The 18,716-nt window shown below is 70.1% G+C and carries 17 protein-coding genes; 9 read left to right on the plus strand and 8 right to left on the minus strand.

Annotated features, from left to right (window positions below):
* Window positions 1–12: 12 nt before the first annotated feature.
* On the plus strand, window positions 13–1,233 hold the full coding sequence (locus IG08_RS0136170) for an MFS transporter (protein WP_030612789.1): 1,221 nt from the start codon (window positions 13–15) through the stop codon (window positions 1,231–1,233).
* On the opposite strand, the gene IG08_RS0136175 is transcribed toward IG08_RS0136170, so the two are convergent.
* Both IG08_RS0136175 and IG08_RS0136180 read right to left on the minus strand, forming a co-directional pair.
* On the minus strand, window positions 1,170–2,384 hold the full coding sequence (locus IG08_RS0136175; protein WP_030612792.1) for a hypothetical protein: 1,215 nt from the start codon (window positions 2,382–2,384) through the stop codon (window positions 1,170–1,172). The two genes, IG08_RS0136170 and IG08_RS0136175, sit on opposite strands and share 64 nt — an antisense overlap.
* Window positions 2,381–3,325 (minus strand): 5-dehydro-4-deoxyglucarate dehydratase, encoded by a 945-nt coding sequence (locus IG08_RS0136180; protein WP_030612795.1) that lies wholly within the window; start codon window positions 3,323–3,325, stop codon window positions 2,381–2,383. The genes IG08_RS0136175 and IG08_RS0136180 overlap by 4 nt, the downstream gene beginning before the upstream one ends.
* Before the next feature lie 190 nt (window positions 3,326–3,515).
* On the opposite strand from IG08_RS0136180, the gene IG08_RS0136185 reads away from it, so the two are divergent.
* From IG08_RS0136185 to IG08_RS0136220, 7 genes are all read left to right on the plus strand, one after another.
* A complete protein-coding gene (locus tag IG08_RS0136185; protein ID WP_030612798.1) occupies window positions 3,516–4,325 on the plus strand; it encodes an NAD-dependent epimerase/dehydratase family protein in 810 nt (269 codons plus the stop codon).
* Window positions 4,326–4,590: 265 nt separating this feature from the next.
* Window positions 4,591–5,361, plus strand: coding sequence for a DeoR/GlpR family DNA-binding transcription regulator (locus IG08_RS0136190; RefSeq protein ID WP_030612802.1), 771 nt, complete (start codon window positions 4,591–4,593; stop codon window positions 5,359–5,361).
* A 108-nt stretch (window positions 5,362–5,469) separates the two neighbouring features.
* Window positions 5,470–6,840, plus strand: coding sequence for an ABC transporter substrate-binding protein (locus IG08_RS0136195; protein WP_030612804.1), 1,371 nt, complete (start codon window positions 5,470–5,472; stop codon window positions 6,838–6,840).
* Entirely contained in the window at window positions 6,837–7,775 is a 939-nt protein-coding gene (locus IG08_RS0136200; RefSeq protein WP_030612807.1) for a carbohydrate ABC transporter permease, read from the plus strand. Before IG08_RS0136195 ends, IG08_RS0136200 begins: the two co-directional genes overlap by 4 nt.
* Window positions 7,772–8,617: a carbohydrate ABC transporter permease gene (locus IG08_RS0136205; RefSeq protein WP_030612810.1), complete on the plus strand. Its 846-nt coding sequence runs from the start codon at window positions 7,772–7,774 to the stop codon at window positions 8,615–8,617. Before IG08_RS0136200 ends, IG08_RS0136205 begins: the two co-directional genes overlap by 4 nt.
* Complete coding sequence (locus IG08_RS0136210) at window positions 8,614–9,603, plus strand: zinc-dependent alcohol dehydrogenase family protein (RefSeq protein WP_030612813.1); 990 nt, start codon at window positions 8,614–8,616, stop codon at window positions 9,601–9,603. Before IG08_RS0136205 ends, IG08_RS0136210 begins: the two co-directional genes overlap by 4 nt.
* Window positions 9,604–9,828: 225 nt before the next feature.
* On the plus strand, window positions 9,829–11,031 hold the full coding sequence (locus tag IG08_RS0136220; protein WP_030612816.1) for a TerD family protein: 1,203 nt from the start codon (window positions 9,829–9,831) through the stop codon (window positions 11,029–11,031).
* Between the two features lie 53 nt (window positions 11,032–11,084).
* Here the strand turns inward: IG08_RS0136220 and IG08_RS0136225 are convergent, their stop codons facing one another.
* Window positions 11,085–11,663 (minus strand): TetR/AcrR family transcriptional regulator, encoded by a 579-nt coding sequence (locus IG08_RS0136225; protein ID WP_030612817.1) that lies wholly within the window; start codon window positions 11,661–11,663, stop codon window positions 11,085–11,087.
* A gap of 146 nt (window positions 11,664–11,809) precedes the next feature.
* On the opposite strand from IG08_RS0136225, the gene IG08_RS0136230 reads away from it, so the two are divergent.
* Complete coding sequence (locus IG08_RS0136230; RefSeq protein WP_043456111.1) at window positions 11,810–13,252, plus strand: MFS transporter; 1,443 nt, start codon at window positions 11,810–11,812, stop codon at window positions 13,250–13,252.
* A gap of 7 nt (window positions 13,253–13,259) precedes the next feature.
* Here IG08_RS0136230 and IG08_RS0136235 read toward each other — a convergent pair whose 3' ends face one another.
* The 5 genes from IG08_RS0136235 to IG08_RS0136255 all read right to left on the minus strand — a co-directional run bounded on the left by IG08_RS0136235 (window position 13,260) and on the right by IG08_RS0136255 (window position 18,699).
* A complete protein-coding gene (locus IG08_RS0136235) occupies window positions 13,260–14,132 on the minus strand; it encodes a carbohydrate ABC transporter permease (protein WP_106981095.1) in 873 nt (290 codons plus the stop codon).
* Window positions 14,122–15,132, minus strand: a complete 1,011-nt coding sequence (locus tag IG08_RS0136240; RefSeq protein WP_030612825.1) for a carbohydrate ABC transporter permease — start codon at window positions 15,130–15,132, stop codon at window positions 14,122–14,124. The genes IG08_RS0136235 and IG08_RS0136240 overlap by 11 nt, the downstream gene beginning before the upstream one ends.
* Window position 15,133: 1 nt before the next feature.
* Window positions 15,134–16,441, minus strand: a complete 1,308-nt coding sequence (locus IG08_RS0136245; protein WP_030612828.1) for an ABC transporter substrate-binding protein — start codon at window positions 16,439–16,441, stop codon at window positions 15,134–15,136.
* Window positions 16,442–16,591: 150 nt separating this feature from the next.
* Window positions 16,592–17,635 carry a LacI family DNA-binding transcriptional regulator gene (locus IG08_RS0136250; protein ID WP_043456114.1) on the minus strand — a complete coding sequence of 348 codons (1,044 nt, stop codon included), beginning with the start codon at window positions 17,633–17,635 and terminating at the stop codon, window positions 16,592–16,594.
* Between the two features lie 47 nt (window positions 17,636–17,682).
* Window positions 17,683–18,699 (minus strand): 1-aminocyclopropane-1-carboxylate deaminase, encoded by a 1,017-nt coding sequence (locus IG08_RS0136255; RefSeq protein ID WP_030612834.1) that lies wholly within the window; start codon window positions 18,697–18,699, stop codon window positions 17,683–17,685.
* Window positions 18,700–18,716: the final 17 nt, after the last annotated feature.

An 18,716-nucleotide genomic window follows, 5' to 3' on the forward strand; every position in this document is an offset into this window, starting at 1 on the left:
CGATGGCCAGGCATGACGACCACCAGGACACGGGTCCTCCTACGCGACCGCAACGCCCGCCTCTACCTCGCCGGCGTCCTGATCTCCGGCTTCGGCACCTCCGCGCTGTGGCTCGCGTCAGGCGTGTGGGTCAAGGACCTCACCGGTTCGGACGGCCTGGCCGCGCTCTGCATGCTCGCGATGTGGGCGCCCACCCTCGCCGGCCCCCTCCTCGGCGCGCTCGCCGACCGCGTCCGCCGCAAGCCGCTCCTGATCGGCACGAATCTGCTCCTGGCCGCCCTGCTCCCCACCCTCTTCACCGTCGACTCCCCCGACCGCGTCTGGCTCCTCTACGCGGTCCTGTTCCTCTACGGCGCCGCAGGCGTCGTCCACGACGCGGCCGAGTCCGCCCTCGTCGCCACCGCCGTCGCCCCGTCCCTGCTCGGCGACTTCAACGGACTGCGGATGGCGATCACGGAGGGCATGAAGCTCGTGGCCCCACTGGCGGGCGTGGGCCTCTACGCGGCGTACGGCGGCCCGAGCGTCGCCCTCCTCGACGCCGTGACCTTCGTGATCGCCACCGCCCTGTACGCCGCTCTCCGCGTCCGCGAGAGCAGGCCCGAGCCGTCCGAGCGCACGCCGGCCACCGAGGGTGCCCGCCACCTCTGGTCGCACCCCGCGCTGCGCGCCCTCGTCCTGGCCGGCGGCACCACCATGCTCTTCGCCGGCCTCAACGGCGCGCTGATCTACGCCGTCGTCGACGGCCTCGGCCACTCCCCCGCCTGGACCGGCGTGCTGTACGCCGCCCAGGGCGCCGGTTCCGTGGCGGTCGGACTGCTCTCCGGCCCGGCCCTGCGCCGCCTGGGCGAACGCCGGTTCGCGGCGTACGGCATCGCTCTGACGGCCGTCGCCACGGGGTTGCGGGCGCTCCCCTCCGACCCGGTGGCCCTCGCGTGCAGCGCGGCGAGCGGTGTAGGGCTGCCCTGCGTGCTGATCGCCGCGCTCACGGCCGTACAGCGCGAGACACCGGACGCCCTGCTGGGCCGTACGGTCGCCACGGCCAACACGCTGGTGTTCGCGCCGAACGTGCTCGGGCTGGCCGTGGGAGCCGTCCTGGTCGAACTCCTCGACCAGCGGCCGCTGTCGGCCGTACTGGGCGTGCTGTGGCTCGCGACCGTCGTGCCCCTGCTTCAGAACCCGGCGAGCACCGGGCGCACCGCCTCCAAGTCACGGTCCGACGCCAACCCGGCGTGATAGAGCCGGATTTCCGTCGCGCCGAGCTCCCGCGCCCGGGCCACGTCCGCCGCGAGCGTCCCCGGGCTGCCGCCCATGCCGGACACCACACCGAAGTTGGCGGCGATCACCGCGTCCTTCCGGGGCTCCGGGCCCTTCCGGGGCTCGGCGTCCTTCCGGGGCTCGGCGTCCTTCCGGGTCTCCGCGAACGGCGTCAGCAGGCCCGGCCCGCCCGCGCACGGCACGACCACGCCGTCCGCGACGGACAGGACGTGCGCCGGGTCGACGCCGGGGTTGGCGCCGACGTGGTACGTCACGGGGTCGGCGTGCAGCAGGATCTGGAAGCCCTCGGGGGCGGCCGCGCGGACCGCGGCGACGGCCGTCTCCTGGAGCGTGCGGGCGGTTTCGTCGCGCCACGCGCGCGTGGCGGCCGCGTTCGCCTCCCCGAGGAGCTTCTCGACCCCCGCCCAGCCCCCGTCGTCCGGCGCCCCCTGCCACAGCGGCTCCAGGGCGGCCCGTACGGCGGCCGCCAGTTCGTCGGCGTCCAGGCCCTGTGCGCCGTAGCCCTCCCGGCAGACCGCGCAGAAGCAGAGCGCCATCAGGTACATCCCGGCGTCGCCGAGCGGCACCCCGCCGGTCTTGTCATGGGCGTGCAGGTGCTGCAGTCCGTACCAGCCGAGGGACTCCAGCTCGGTGCCGCGCGCGCCGGGCCGTACCGCCGCCTCGGCGGCCAGGTCGACGAGGTACGCGCGCGTGGCGGGCTGCGCGATACAAGGGGCCCACGGGTAGCGGTCGCCGTAGGCGTTGACGACCGAGGTGCCCGGATGCTCGGCGCCCAGGCGGGAGTTGTGCGCGAGTACGACCCAGGTGTGCACCTCCAGACCGGCGCCCGTCAGCGCTTCCGCGGCCTCGCCGAAGGCGTCGCCGGGCGCCCAGTCGCCGGCCGTGTAAGGGCGCAGCTCGCGGCCCTCCCAGCGGCCGTCCGTCGGATACAGCACCGCCGCGTGTTCGGCGGTGACGATGCGGTGGCGCGGGTGGCGGGGCGTGAGCGCGCGCGTGGAGTGGTAGGCGGCGGCGAGGGTCACCTGCTGGACGCCGAGGGAGGCGATGCGCGCCGCGGCCTCCGGGTCCCCGTTGACGTCCCAGGGGTAGACGAATGTCGACGCCTTCACTTGGTGCCCTCCTCCAGCAGCGCGTATCCGCGCTCGATGATCTGCGCGAGCTGCTTCACATGATCCTCGCTCGGCTCGTGCAGCGGCGGCCGGACCTCCCCCACGTCGAGCCCGCGCAGCCGTACGCCGGCCTTGACGAGGGCGACGGCGTAGCCGCGGCCCTGGGCGCGCAGTTCGACGAAGGGCCGGTAGAAGCCGTCGAGGAGGCGGTTCGCCGTCCTGTCATCGCCGGACTGCAGCGCCCGGTAGAAGGCGAGGGCGATCTCCGGCGCGAAGCAGAACACGGCCGAGGAGTAGAGCGGGACGCCGATCGCGCGGTAGGCGAGCTGGGTCTGTTCGGCCGTCGGCAGTCCGTTGAAGTAGAGGAAGTCGCCGGGGACTTCGGTCCGAACGGCGCTGACGATCCGCTGCATGAGGTCGAGGTCGCCGAGCCCGTCCTTGAACCCGATGATGCCGTCGGTGCGCGCGAGTTCGACGACGCTCTGCGGGGTGAACACGGCGTTGTCGCGCTGGTAGACGATGACGGGCAGCGCGGTCGCGGCGGCCACCTCCCGGTAGTGCCGCAGCAGTCCCTCCTGCCCTGCGACCACGAGATAGGGCGGCATGGCGAGCAGTCCGTCGGCGCCGGCCCCCTCGGCCACGCGCGCGTACCGCACGGCGAGCGCGGTGCCGTATCCGGCGCCCGCGACGACCGGCACCCGGCCCGCCGTCTCCTCGACGGCCGCCCGCACGCACGCCTCGAACTCCTCGGGCGTGAGCGCGTGGAACTCCCCCGTGCCGCAGCACGCGAAGACGGCGGCGGCCCCGGCCTCGACCCCGCGGCGCACGTGCGCGCGGTACACGTCTAGGTCGACCGAGCCGTCCGGGCCGTAGGCCGTGACGGGGAAGAACAGCGGCCCGCTGGGGATGCCGAGTCGAGTGGCCAGGTCGGCAGACGTCACGGGCTCTCCCTAGAACGAGAACGAGAACGAGAACGAGAACAGGAACGGGAATGTGCAGGCTTCTGATCAGAGTTTATATTTATGAACAGGGGTCACGCCACCCTTGACTGGGCACGGCAATGATCCTTAACTTGTCCACGAATGTGAATACCGTGCACTCATGCAGCCTTCGACTCAAGGAGAACCGAGGATGCCAGCGCCCCGCACCGTTCTGCTCACCGGCGCCGCCGGCGGGCTCGGCACCCTGATGCGGGATCTGCTCCCGGACTACGGCTACGAGCTGCGCCTGCTCGATCTGCGGCCCATCGAGGGCGAGCCGGACGCGCTCGTCGCGGACCTCGGCGACAAGGACGCGGTGCGCGAGGCCGTGCGCGGCGTCGACGCGATCATCCACCTCGCGGGCATCTCCCTGGAAGCCCCCTTCGAGAAGATCCTCCGGGCGAACATCGAGGGCACCTACAACCTGTACGAGGCCGCGCGCGAGGAGGGCGTCCCGCGCATCGTCTTCGCCTCCTCGAACCACGCCGTCGGCTTCACCCCGCGGCCCCAGGGCGACGCCCCCCTCATCCCCATCGACGTCCCCCGCCGCCCGGACACCTTCTACGGCCTGTCCAAGTCCTTCGGCGAGGACCTCGCCCAGCTCTACTGGGACAAGCACGGCCTCGAGACCGTCTCCGTCCGCATCGGCTCCTGCTTCCCCGAGCCGACCAGCGTGCGCATGCTGTCGCTGTGGATGAGCCCCGCCGACGGCGCCCGCCTCTTCCACGCGGCCCTGACCGCCGAGGAGGTCCAGCACACCGTCGTCTACGGCTCCTCCGCCAACACCCGCCTGTGGTGGGACCTGACCACCGCGCGGTCCCTGGGCTACGACCCGCAGGACGACTCCGAGCCGTACGCCGAGAAACTGATCGCCGAACAGGGCGAGCTGGAGCCGGACAACATCGCGCACGCCTACCTCGGCGGCCACTTCGTGAGCGACCCGCCGATCTGGCCGTACTGACACTTGCGCGAAGGCACTTTCACGGCGGGCGGGCACCGAACGGGCCCGCCCGCCGTCGTGTTCGGGCACCACACCTGCCCGATCTCACGCGACGATTCACAGCGACGCAGGTCCGAGGCGGGCACTCCGCTCCGCAAACGGGCAGACACGGGCAGCATCGGGCCTGCAACAGACCTGGTCAGTGCCGCGCACCCGCTGTAGAACTTCCCCCATGGGCCCCACCAGGGCCCGAACGGGCAAGGAAGCGCGGAGGCAGGTGTCGGCCATGGACATCAGGACGGCAGAGGAACGCCAGCGGGAGATCGTGCGGGCCGCGCGCGCCTCCGGCCAGGTCGACGTCACCGCGCTCGCCACCGAACTGGGCGTGGCCAAGGAGACCGTACGACGGGATCTGCGCGCCCTGGAGGACCACGGTCTGGTGCGCCGTACGCACGGCGGGGCCTATCCCGTGGAGAGCGCCGGCTTCGAGACGACGCTCGCCTTCCGCGCCACCAGCCACGTGCCCGAGAAGCGCCGGATCGCGGCCGCCGCGGCCGAGCTGCTCGGGGACGCCGAGACGGTCTTCGTCGACGAGGGCTTCACGCCGCAGCTCATCGCCGAGGCACTGCCCGGGGACCGGCCGCTGACCGTGGTCACCGCGTCCCTCCCGGTCGCGGGCGCACTCGCCGAGGCCGAGAACACCTCCGTCCTGCTGCTCGGCGGCCGGGTCCGGCGCGGCACCCTCGCCACCGTGGACCACTGGACCACGAAGATGCTGGCCGGCTTCGTCGTCGACCTCGCCTACATCGGCGCCAACGGCATCTCCCGCGAACACGGACTGACCACGCCCGACCCCGCGGTCAGCGAGGTCAAGACGCAGGCGATCCGGGCCGCGCGCCGCACGGTGTTCGCGGGCGTGCACACCAAGTTCGGAGCGGTCAGCTTCTGCCGGTTCGCGGACATCGGCGCACTGGAGACGATCGTGACGAGCACGCTGCTCCCCTCGGCCGAGGCCCACCGCTACTCACTGCAGGGGCCGCAGGTCATCCGCGTCTGAAAACCAGACGCACCCGATCCCTCAAGTTTGAAAACACAACTCACCACTAAATGGGGCACCCTACGCCTAGGAGCGCCCTTTATCTCCCCATAAGTCCAGGAGCGATCCATGCGAACCCAGAGCCGACGACGGCCGCCGCGAGCCACGCTCGCCATGGCCGCCGCAGGGACGCTGCTCGCCCCGCTGCTCTCCGGCTGCTGGGTCGGAGCCGGCGGGGCGGGATCAGGCGGCAACTCGATCAACGTCCTGATGGTCAACAACCCCCAGATGATCGAGCTGCAGAAGCTCGCCCCCCGCTTCACCGAAGAGACCGGCATCAAGGTCAACTTCACCGTTCTGCCCGAGAACGACGTCCGCGACAAGATCAGCCAGGACTTCGCCAACCAGGCCGGCCAGTACGACGTGGCCACCCTCTCCAACTACGAGATCCCGATCTACGCCCGCAACGGCTGGCTGCGCGAGATGAACTCCTACGTCGCCAAGGACCCGGCGTACGACGAACAGGACGTCCTCAAGCCGATGCGCGAGTCGCTGACCGGCGACGACGGCAAGCTCTACGGCCAGCCCTTCTACGGCGAGTCCTCCTTCCTGATGTACCGCAAGGACGTCTTCGCGAAGGAGGGCCTGACGATGCCCGCGCACCCCACCTGGACCCAGGTGGCCGACCTCGCCGCGAAGCTGGACGGGGCCGAGCCGGGCATGAAGGGCATCTGCCTGCGCGGCCTGCCGGGCTGGGGCGAGGTCATGGCACCGCTCACCACCGTCGTGAACACCTTCGGCGGCACCTGGTTCGACAAGAACTGGAAGGCACGGCTCGACTCCCCGGAATGGGAGAAGGCGACGAAGTTCTATGTCGACCTCGTCCGTGAGCACGGCGAGTCCGGCGCCCCCCAGTCCGGCTTCGCCGAATGCCTCAACAACATGACCCAGGCCAAGGTCGCCATGTGGTACGACGCCACTTCCGCGGCCGGTTCCCTGGAGGCGTCGGACTCCCCGGTCAAGGGCAAGCTCGGCTACGCCCCCGCCCCCGTCGAGGAGACCAAGTCCGCCGGCTGGCTCTACACCTGGGCCTGGGGCATCCAGGACGCGTCCCGCAACCCCGACAAGGCCTGGAAGTTCGTGTCCTGGGCCTCCAGCAAGCAGTACGAGCAACTGGTCGGCGACCAGATCGGCTGGTCCAACGTCCCGGCCGGCAAGCGCGCGTCGACGTACACGAACCCGGCCTACGTCAAGGAGGCCGCCGCCTTCCAGGAGATGACCAAGGAGGCCATCGAGGGCGCCCGGCCCAATGACCCCGGCGTGCAGCCGCGCCCCGCGCCCGGCATCCAGTTCGTCGGCATCCCCGAGTTCACCGATCTCGGCACCAAGGTCTCCCAGGAGATCAGCGCGGCCATCGCCGGACGCCAGTCCGTCGAGTCGGCCCTGAAGAAGTCCCAACAGATCGCCGAGCGGATCTCCGAGGAGTACGAGGGACGATGACCGCGACAACCACGGCCCCACTGGCCACCCCACACGTACGCCCCGTGCGGCAGCCCTCCGCCCGCCTGCGCGCCTGGGCCACCCGCGCCCCGCTGCTCCCCGCCCTCGTCTTCATGATCGTGGTCACCCAACTCCCGTTCGTGGCCACGCTGGTGATCTCCTTCTTCGACTGGAACGCCCTCTATCCCAAGGCCCGCCACTTCACCGGCATCGACAACTACCAGCAGGTGCTGACCGACGCGGATCTGCGCCACTCGGTGTGGACGACGGTCCTGCTGACGGTCGCGGTGGTCCTGGTCAGCCTGGTGCTGGGCCTGGCCCTGGCCCTGCTCCTCGACCGGAAGTTCCGGGGCCGGGGCGTGGTCCGCACCCTGCTCATCGCCCCCTTCCTGGTGGTCCCGGTGGCGGCGGCCCTGCTCTGGAAGCATGTACTCTACAACCCCGAATACGGCCTGCTCAATGGGTTGTTGCACTATGTGGGCGGCCCACAGCCGGACTGGATCTCCAACACCCCGCTGCTCGCGGTCGAGATGTCCCTGGTCTGGCAGTGGACGCCGTTCATGATGCTGATCCTGCTCGCGGGCCTGCAGAGCCGCGACCAGCAGCAGATGGAAGCGGCGAGGGTGGACGGCGCGAGCGACTGGCAGATCTTCCGCTATCTGACGCTCCCGCACCTGCGTCGCTACCTCGAACTGGGCGCTCTGCTCGGCTCGATCTACATCGTCCAGAACTTCGACGCGGTCTTCACGATCACGTCCGGCGGCCTGGGCACCGCGAACCTCCCCTACACCGTCTACCAGAGCTTCTACCAGGCCCACGAGAACGGCCTCGCCTCGGCCGCCGGCGTCCTGGTCGTCATCGGCTCGATCATCATCGCGACCTTCGCCCTGCGCGTGGTGTCGTCCCTGTTCCGCGAGGAGGTGGGCCGGGCATGAGCAGCATCGCCGTACGAGCCAGCCGTAAGAAGGGAGCCGGCCTGGGCCTCGTGGCCTGGCTCCTGGGAATCCTGTTCTTCCTCCCCATCGCGTGGATGGCGCTGACCTCCTTCCACTCGGAGGCGGACGCGGCCACCAATCCGCCGTCCTTCGGCGCCGCCCTCACCCTGGACGGCTACCGCGAGTTCTTCGGCACGGGCGGCGGCGCGAGCCCCTGGCCGGCGCTGATCAACTCGGTGGTGGCGTCGGTGGCGTCGACGCTGTTCGTCCTGCTCCTCGCGCTCCCGGCGGCGTACGCGCTCTCGATCCGCCCGGTGAAGAAGTGGACGGACGTCCTGTTCTTCTTCCTGTCGACGAAGATGCTGCCGGTGGTGGCGGGCCTGCTGCCCATCTACCTGTTCGCCAAGAACGCCGGGATGCTGGACAACATCTGGCTGCTGGTCATCCTCTACACCTCCATGAACCTGCCGATCGCGGTGTGGATGATGCAGTCGTTCCTGGCCGAGGTCCCGGTGGCGATCATCGAGGCCGCCCGGGTGGACGGGGCGCGGCTGCCGACGATCCTGGCGCGGGTGGTCGCCCCGATCGCCCTGCCCGGCATCGCCGCGACGGCCCTGATCTGCTTCATCTTCAGCTGGAACGAGCTGCTCTTCGCGAGGGTGCTCACCGGTGTCGTGGCCGAGACCGCCCCCGTCTTCCTGACCGGCTTCATCACCAGCCAGGGCCTGTTCCTGGCGAAGGTGTGCGCCGCGTCGCTCGTCATCTCCCTGCCGGTGCTCGCCGCGGGGTTCGCCGCCCAGGACAAGCTGGTCCAGGGCCTCTCCTTGGGAGCCGTGAAATGAAGGCCGCCGTCATCGAGTCCGTGGGCCGTGCCGTCGTCACCGAGGTCCCGGACCCGACGCCCGGACCGCGCGAGGTCGTGGTCGAGGTCGCGGCCTGCGGCCTGTGCGGGACCGATCTGCACATCCTGCAGGGCGAGTTCGCACCCAAGCTGCCGATCGTCCCCGGGCACGAGTTCGCGGGCGAGGTGGTCGGGGTGGGCACCCAGGTCACGGAGATCTCGGTGGGCGACCGGGTGGCGGTGGACCCGTCCCTCTACTGCTACGAGTGCCGGTACTGCCGTACGGGCCACAACAACCTCTGCGAACGCTGGGCCGCGATCGGCGTGACCACGGCCGGGGGTGCGGCGCGGTACGCCGTGGCGCCGGTGGCGAACTGCGTACGGCTGCCCGAGCACGTCCGTACGCAGGACGCGGCGCTGGTGGAGCCGCTGTCCTGCGCGGTCCGGGGCTACGACGTGCTCCAATCCCGCCTGGGCGCCCACGTGTTGATCTACGGCTCCGGCACGATGGGCCTGATGATGCTGGAGCTGGCCAAGCGGACGGGTGCGTCGAGCGTGGACGTCGTGGACCTGAACCCGACCCGCCTGGAAACGGCCCGCACGCTCGGCGTCTCGGCGTCGGCGGCGAACCCGGACGAGCTGGACCGCCCACAGGGCTGGGACGTGGTGATCGACGCGACGGGCAACGCGGCGGCGATCCAGGACGGCCTGGACCGGGTGGCGAAGGCGGGCACGTTCCTGCAGTTCGGAGTGGCCGACTACGCGACGCGCGTGACGATCGACCCGTACCGCATCTACAACCAGGAGATCACCATCACCGGCTCCATGGCGGTCCTCCACAGCTTCGAACGAGCGGCGGAACTGTTCGCGAACGGTGTCCTGAACCCCGACATCTTCATCAGCGACCGCATCCCACTGGAGCGCTACCCGGAGGCGCTGGAGCAGTTCGCGGCGGGGGTGGGCCGCAAGATCGTGGTGGTGCCGTAGGGGATTCCCGCTCCTCGATGACGGACGGGCTGAGTTCTTTCAGCCCGTCCGGCGTTTGAGGACGAGGCCCCTTCAGGGCCGAAGCGGGGTCTGGGGGCGCAGCCCCCAGGGACGGGAAGGGTAGGGGCGGCGGGGGCGAAAAAACGGCCGCACCCCCACTGACCCGAACGGCCGCTGGTAAGGGAACGGTAAAGCGGCCTGGATCGTTCACCGGGCATGACAGCTATGACCCCCGGCTCGAACATCCCCCTGTCCGCCGCCCGCGTGACGGTGGACGTCGCCGCGCCCGTGCGCCTCGACGTATCGGGCCTGCTGCTCACCGCCGACGGCAAGGTGCGCTCGGACGACGACTTCATCTTCTACAACCAGCCGAACGGCCCCGGCGTGACGTACCGCTCGGGCGGCGGCACCGCCCCCGACGCGATCACGGTCGACACGGCTGCCGTGCCCCCGGGCATCGAGAAGATCGTGGTCACCGCCAGCCCGGACGCAGCCGGCCAGTCCTTCCAGGGCATCGAACCCACGGCCACGATCCGCAGCGGCGACGACAACAGCGTCCTGGCGACGTTCACGCCCCCGCAGCTCGGCACCGAGACGGCCCTGGTGATCGTGGAGATCTACCTGCGCAACGGCGCCTGGAAGGCCCGCGCGGTCGGCCAGGGCTACGCCAACGGCCTGGCCGGCATCGCCACGGACTTCGGCGTCACGGTCGAGGAGCCCGCACCCGCGCCCACCCCCGTCGCCCCGCCGCAGCAGGTAACCCCGCCGCCGCCCCCGCCCACCATGCAGCCCCCGGTCGCCCCGCCGGCCCCGCCCCTTTCCACTCCCCCGCCGCCGCCCGCCGGCGCCGGGAAGATCAACCTCGACAAGGGCCGGGTCAGCCTTCAGAAGAACCAGACCGTCTCCCTGGTCAAGGGCGGCCGCCCGCTGCTCTCCCAGGTCAAGATGGGCCTCGGCTGGGAGCCGGCGTACCGCGGCAAGGACATCGACCTGGACGCCTCGGTCATCGCGTACGGCCCGCAGCGCAACCACATCGACAGCTGCTACTTCGGCAAGCTGTCCATCGTGAACGGCGCGATCAAGCACTCCGGCGACAACCTCACCGGTGAGGGCGGCGGCGACGACGAGGTGATCGTGGTCGACCTCGGCCGCCTCCCCCAGGAGGTGACCGGCCTGGTCTTCACGGTCAACTCCTTCTCCGGCCAGAAGTTCACCGAGGTCGCCAAGGCGTACTGCCGTCTCCTCGACGCCTCGACCGGCGAGGAACTCGTCCGCTTCGACCTCACCAGCGCCGAACCGCAGACGGGCGTGATGATGGCGAAGCTGATCAAGCAGTTCTCCGGCGAGTGGGACATGACGGCGATGGGCGACTTCGTGAAGTCCCGCACGGTGAGGGGGATGGTGAAGCCGGCCGCGCAGGCCCTGTAGGAAGCCGTACGACAGCTGCGGGCGCCCCCGATCCATCCAGGGGGCGCCCGGCTTCAGTTCCCGGACCCGGGCTGAAGCCCCTCCAACAGCAGCGACAGATACCGGCTGATGGCCTTCCCCTGCCCGTTCGCCAGTTCCGACGCCGTGACCACACCGTGGGCGAGCCGGAGGACCTCGATCGGCTCGATGTCCTGGCGCAGGGTGCCCTCCTTCTGCGCCGCCACCACCAGCCGTTCCACCGCCCCCTTCATATGGGTGCCGCAGGCGGTGATCACGGCGTTGCTGCCGTCGGTGACGGCCGAGCCCAGCAGGGCCTTCAGGCCGCGCACCTGAATCGTGCCGACGCAGAGTTCGTTCAGCCACACCACCAGCGCCTCGCCCGGCGGCAGTTCCTTCGCGATCTCGTCGGCCCGCCTGGCGAACTCCTCGACGCGGTCGACGTACGCGGCCTCCAGCAGCGCCTGCCGGGTCGGGAAGTGCCGGTACAGCGTGCCGGACCCGACGCCCGCCCGCTTGGCGATGTCGTCGAGGGACGCCTTTTCCCCATGCTCGGCGAAGGCCTCCGCCGCCACCTTCAGCAACCGCTCGTAGTTGCGGCGAGCGTCCGCGCGCATGGGCCTTCCCTGCGTCATCCAGATACTCCTTGCAAACCGGGGACTCTCTCCGTATCTTATCGAGCATTAAACGGAGACAGTCCCCGCTTATTGCAGCGATCTCCGCGGACAGTTCGCCCTGCCCGCGCACTCCTCAGCCGGGGACGCCAGCACGGGAGAACACCATGTCCACCCCGTCCGCACCGTCCACGACCACCGACCCACTCTCCGCCCCGCGCCCACCCGCCAGGCTCGGCACCGTCCTTCTCGTCGTCGTCACCGCCTACCTGATGGTCGGCGTCGACTCCACTGTCGTCAACGTAGCGCTCCCCGACATCCAGCAGGACCTCGACTTCAGCCGCACCGGTCTGTCCTGGGTCCTCAACTCCTACACCCTCGCGTTCGGCGGCCTGCTGCTGCTCGGCGGCCGCGTCGGAGACATCGTCGGACGGCGGCGCACCCTCACCCTGGGCGTCCTGCTCTTCGCCACGGCCTCCCTCCTGGGCGGACTCGCCACCGACAACGCCTGGCTGCTGGCCGCCCGCGCGCTCCAGGGCGTCGGCGCCGCCCTCACCGCCCCCAGCACCCTCGCCCTGATCACCACCAACTTCCCGGAGGGCCCGCGCCGCCACCACGCCCTGAGCATCTACTCCTCCACGGCGGGCATCGGCGCCTCCGTCGGCCTGGTCCTCGGCGGCATGCTGACCTCCTGGGCGTCCTGGCGCTGGGCCCTGCTGATCAACGTGCCCATCGGCATCGCGGTCGCCCTCGCCCTGCCCCGCTTCGTCGCCGAAACCCCGCGCCACGCGGGCCGGTTCGACGCCGCTGGCGCGCTCACCGGCACGGCCGGGACGACCTCGCTGGTGTACGCGTTCATCCGGGTCTCGGAAGAGGGCTGGAGCGACACCCAGGCGATGCTCGGCTTCAGCGTGGCGGCCGCCCTGCTCGTCGGCTTCACCCTCATCGAGTCCCGGGCCGACCAACCGATCCTGCCGCTGCGGCTGTTCGCCGACCGCGATCGGGCGGGCGCCTATGTGGGCGTCATGCTGGTGCCGGCCGGCATGTTCGGCGCCTTCTACTTCCTCACCCTGATCAGCCAACAGGTCCTGGACTACAGCCCGTTGCGTGCGGGCCTCGCCTTCCTGCCGATGACGCTGGCCATGTTCACCAGTGTGCGCTTCGTGCCACGGCTGCTGGCACGCGTGGGCGCCAAGCCGGTGCTGCTCACCGGCTTGAGCCTGGTCGTCGTGGCGGCCGGATGGCTGTGGCGCCTGGAACCGGGGGACGGTTACCTCTCCGGCCTGCTCGGTCCGCTGCTGCTGCTCGGCGTCGGCATAGGTCTGAGCCTCATGCCGCTCAACGCGACCATCCTCGCGCGGGTCCAGCCGCACGAGGCGGGCGCCGCATCCGGCCTGCTGCAGACCCTGCAGTGGCTCGGCGGCACGCTCGGACTGTCCATCCTCGTCACGGTCTACGGCACGGCGACCCGGCACGCGACCGGGTCACCGTCCGACATCCTCACCGAGGGCTCCGCGAGGGCGTTCGGCGTGGGTGCCCTCATCGCCCTCACGGCCCTGCTGGTCTGCGGGGCGGTGATCAAGGGCAACCGCCCGAAGACCACCGCCTGAGCCGCCCTCAAATCTTCGTCGCCCCCGCGGCCAGGTCCCGCAGGAAGTGCCGCGCCCCCAGCACGAAGACGATGATCAGCGGAATGACGCTCATGAGGGCGCCCGCCATCACGAGGGAGTAGTCGGTGTTGTAGAGGACGTTGAGGTTCGCCAGGGCGACCTGGAGGGTGACCTTGTCGGGGTCGATCAGGACGACCAGCGGCCAGATGTAGTCGTTCCAGAGACCGATGAACGTGAAGATGCAGAGGAAGGCGAGGGCCGGCCGGAACAGCGGCAGCGCCACCGTCCAGTACAGCCGGAAGAAGCCGGCGCCGTCGATCCGCCCGGCGTCCAACAGCTCGTCGGGCAGCGAGTTCTGGGCGTACTGGCGCATCCAGAAGATGCCGAAGGCATTGGCCGCGCCGGGGATGATCAGCGCCTTCAGTGAACCGGCCCAGCCGAACTCGGCCATGGTGACGAACTGCGGCACCAGGGAGAGTTGCGCCGGGATCATGTACGTGACCAGGAGCGTGCCGAAGAGGAACTTCTTGGCCGGGAACTCGTACTTGGCGAAGGCGAACGCGGCCAGCGAGTCGAAGAACAGCACCAGCGCGGTGCCGAGGACGGCGACGACGACGGTGTTGAACAGCGAGCCGAAGAAGTCGACGGTGTCGAGCACCCGCCGCATGTTGTCCAGGAGATGCGGGCCCGGCACCAGCTTGGGCGGGTAGCGGTAGATGTCCTGGGTGGTGCCGGAAGCCATTACCACCAGCCAGTAGAAGGGGAACAGCGAGATCAGTACGCCGAGCAGCAGCGCCGCCCGGACACCGATCCGGGTGAGCCTGCTGCCGGCGCCGATGGCGAGGCCCGCGCTGCCGGTCGTCCGCTCGTCAACGGCCATTGCGGGCCCCCTTCTTGCGGCGCAGCGAGCGCAGGATGCCCGCGCGGTCGTCGTGGTCGGAGCCGGCGACCAGCCGCCAGTTGATGACGGTGAAGACCGCGATGATCGCGAAGAGGAGCCAGCCCATCGCGGCCCCGTAGCCGAACTGGTGGTCCTTGAAGGCCTTCTGCCAGAGATAGCGCACGATGGTCATCCCTTCCTGGCCCGGACCGCCCGTGGTTCCGACGTCGGTCGACTGGAAGAGCACCTGGGACTCGGTGAAGATCTGCAGGCCGTTGATGGTGGATGTGACGGCGGCGAAGAGGACCACCGGCCGCAGCTGCGGCAGCACGACCCGGAAGAGGGTCTGCCAGCTGTTCGCGCCGTCGACGCGGGCGGCCTCGAAGTGCTCGGTGGGGATGGCCTGGAGGCCCGCCAGGAAGATCAGGGCGTTGTAACCGATCCACCGCCAAATGATCATGAGGGAGATCGACGACTTGATCCCCCACTCGGAGGACAGCCAGCCGATGCCGTCCAACCCGAGTGCCCGCAGGCCCGAGTTGGCGAGGCCCGTCTGGGCGAAGACCGAGCCGAAGACGACGGTCATGGCGACCATCGAGGTGACGTTGGGGATGAAGTACGCCACCCGGTAGGCGCCGGTGAACCGGACCTGCGAGTGCAGCAGGAACGCGAGCACCAGGGCCAGGAACAGCATCGGCACCGTGGACAGGAACCAGATCTCGAAGGTGTTGAGCACCGAGTGCCAGAACACCGAGTCCTCGAGCAGCCAGCCGTACTGCTGGAGACCGACGAAGCGCATGTCGCCGATGCCGTCCCAGTCCTGGAAGGACAGGTACAGGGAGAAGACCACCGGGAAGGCGCCGAAGACGGCGAACAGCACATAGAACGGGGAGATGGCGAGGAGGGGCGAGACATGGCGTCTGCGTCCGCCCGGGGCGGTGGATCGCGTACGGCGGACGAGAGGCTGTTTGTCGGTCGGCGGGTCGAGAACCGTGGCCATGTCAGCTCACCCCCAGCCGGGACAGCGTGGTCTCGGCGGTGTTCACCGCGTCCCGCCAGGCCCTGTCGGGTTTCTTGCCCAGCAGTTCCACGTTGGTCAGCTCCTGGAAGAACGGGGTGTTGGCGGTCTCCTCGTACGGGCTGAAGTAGACGACCGGAGCCTTCTGGGCGGCCGGGCCGAAGACGTCGATGGGCCGTTGACCGCCGAAGAAGGGGTCGGAGGTGTGCATCGCGGGATCGGCGTAGGCGGCCGGAGTGGTGGGGAACAGGGCCATCTCCTGGTAGCTCTTGAGCTGGTTCTCCGGGCTGAGCAGCCACTTCAGGAAGGCGAAGGCGCCCTCCGGGTCCCGGCAGTAGCGGGTCAGGGTCATGTACGAGCCGCCGTAGTTGGCCGGACCGTCCGGCATGGTGGTCAGCCGCCAGGCACCGGACGTCTTCGGCGCGGTGTCCTTGAGGCCGTTGATGGCCCACACCGCGGTGGTCATGGTGGCGACCCGGCCCCCGCTCATGGCCGCGTTGTAGTCGGGCGTGCCGTCCGTGATCCGGGCGCTGAGGCCCTGGTGGAGGATCTCCACGGACAGGTCCCAGGCGCGTTTGATGTGCGCCTGGTCGCCGATGAAGCGGTTGTCGGCGTCCACGAACTGCTTGGTGCTCTGGAGCAGGACCTGCTGGAAGACGTTGCCGATGTTGCTCACCAGGTACGGCTTGCCCGGCACCTTCGCCCGCAGCGTCTTCCCGGCGGCGATGAACTTCTCCCAGGTCGGGACCGCTTCGCCGACCTCCTCCGGTTCGTGGGCCAGTCCGGCCTTCTGGAAGAGGTCCCTGCGGTAGTAGAGCGCGGTGGGGCCGGCGTCGAGGGGGAAGCCGATCATCCGGCCCGACGGGGTGAAGCAGCTCTTCCACTTCCAGTCGAGGTACTCGCTGCGGACCGACTCCGCGCCGAGCGTCCTGAGGTCCAGGAACTCGTTCTCGTCGGGGAAGAACGTGGCGAGGTTGTCGGAGTTGGCGACCGTGATGTCCGGGACATAGGCGCGGGCGGAGAGGCTGGTGCGCACCTTCGAGTCGATGTCGCTGTCGGGTATCTGCGCGCCCTGCACCTTCAGCCCCGACACCCCGGGGACACCGCGCTCGGCGGTGGCGAGGAGTTCGTCGCTGAGCGAGCCCTTCCAGTACCAGAGGCTGAGGTGGTCGCTTCCCGCGGAGGCCGAGCCGGCGCTCGCCCCGCATCCCGACAGGCCCAGCAGAGCTCCGCCGACGCCGCCGAGGGAGGCCCCCAGCAGACGTCGGCGGGACAGCGTTCGGTGTGGCATGGGCGCGCACTCGCTTTCGGAGGACAACGATGTCAAGAGCTCCGTGAACGTTCACGTGAACGTTGCCGACGAGTATTGGGGTGGCCGAAAACGAGAGTCAAGACGTGTGCAAGCGCTATCTGTTGACGTGTTGTCAGAGGTGCTGGGGCGTCAGGCCGAGGCCCGTACCACCAGCTCGGGGATCACCCAGGCGTCCGCGCCGCTCAGCGGCTCCTCGCCCGCGCGCAGACGGGCGACCTGTTCGACGGCCAGCCGTCCGAGCCGCCGTTTGTCGAGGTGCAGGGTGGTCAGGGCGGGCTCCACCAGTTCACCCAGCGAGAGCCCGTCGAAGCCCATGACGGCCAGGTCGTCGGGCACCCGCCGGCCGCGGCGACGGGCGGCACGCATCGCGCCGACGGCGATCAGGTCGTTGAAACCGAAGGCCGCGGTCATCTCGGGCCGAGCGTCCAGGAGTTGCTCCATGCCCGCCTCACCGCCGGCGACACTGTGCTCGGGGCACATCACGACCCAGCTGTCGTCGACGGGCAGGCCGTGCCGCCGGGCCTCGGCCAGGAAGGCCTCCCGCCGGGGACCGGGGGCGTCGAGCCGGTCGCCGTCCAGCATGCCGATCCTGCGGTGTCCCGTGCGGACCAGGTGGGCGACGCCCCGTGCCAGGCCGGCGGCGGCGTCGATGCCCACGGCCGCGAACCGGGTCTGCTGCGGGCCGCGTTCGAGCAGGACGAGCGGCACACCGCCGAGGTGCCGGGCGAGGACGTCGTCCTTGTTCTTGAAGTAGCCCACGACCGCGTCCGCCTGGTGGGACAGCATGTCGAGCGCCTCCCGCTCCCGGGCGTCGTCGGTACGGGTGTCCCACACCACCACCTGCCAGCCGCGCTGTTCGGCGGCCTCCAGCACACCGGCGGCGACCTCGGGAAAGAACGGGTTCATCAGGTCCGGGATCACCAGCCCCGCCGTCACCGTCCCCTTCTGCACCAGCCCGCGCGCGAACCGGCTCGGCCGGTAGTCCAGCAGACGGGCGGCCTCGAGCACCCGCTCCTTGGTCGCCGGGTCGATCTCACCCTTGTCGTTGACCGCCCGGGAGACCGTCTGGCGGGACACTCCGGCCAGTTGGGCGACGTCATGGATCGTGGCCCGGCGCCGCGGACCGTCAGGCTCGTCGGCACCCGGATCCCGCTGCTGTTTGTCGGCCCACACGCTGTGCACTGTATCCGGCCATCACGTGAACGGGATCCAGGCGTGGGCTAGAACAGCGCGCTGTACGCGTTGAGGGCGGGCTGTCCGCCCAGGTGCGCGTAGAGCACGGTCGAGTCGCGGTCGATCTCCCCGCGCTCGACCAGGTCGACCATCCCGGCCATCGACTTCCCCTCGTACACGGGGTCGGTGACCATCCCCTCGGTGCGGGCCGCGAGCCGCATCGCGGCGAGGGTGGTCTCGTCGGGAACGCCGTACGTCCCCGCGTGGTATCGCTCGTCGAGCTCTACGTTCGCCTCCGTCAACTCCTTCTCCACGCCGATGAGTTGCCCGGTGTTCTGCGCGATCCGCGCGATCTGCTCCCGGGTGCGGGCGGGTGCCGCCGACGCGTCGATGCCGAGCACGCGCCGCGTCCGCCCGCCCGCCTCCTCCAGCGCCCGGAACCCGGCGACCATGCCCGCCTGGGTGGACCCGGTCACGGAGCAGACGACGACGGTGTCGAAGAAGACGCCCAACTCCCGCTCCTGCTCGGCCACTTCATAGGCCCACCCGGCGAATCCGAGACCGCCGAGCGGATGGTCGGAGGCACCGGCCGGAATCGGGTACGGCGTACCGCCCCCCTCCTCGACCTCCCGCAGCGCCTGCTCCCAGCTCTCCTTGAACCCGATCCCGAACCCGGCCCTCACCAGCCGTACGTCGGCTCCGGCGAGCCTGCTGATCAGGATGTTGCCGACCTTGTCGTAAACGGCGTCGGGCCACTCCACCCAACTCTCCTGTACGAGCACGCACTTGAGCCCGGCCCGGGCGGCGACCGCCGCGACCTGACGGGTGTGGTTGGACTGCACCCCGCCGATCGAGACGAGCGTGTCGCACCCCTTCGCGAGCGCGTCGGCGACCAGGTACTCCAGCTTGCGGGTCTTGTTGCCGCCGTAAGCGATCCCGGAGTTGCAGTCCTCGCGCTTGGCCCACAGGGCGGCACCGCCGAGGTGCGCGGTGAGCCGCTCCAGCGGATGCACGGGCGAGGGCCCGAAGAGGAGGGGGTAACGGTCGTAGGAAGAAAGGGACATGGGTCCTCCCGGGGTCG

The organism is Streptomyces fulvoviolaceus, assembly GCF_000718165.1.
GTDB classification, from domain to species: Bacteria; Actinomycetota; Actinomycetes; order Streptomycetales; family Streptomycetaceae; genus Streptomyces; species Streptomyces fulvoviolaceus.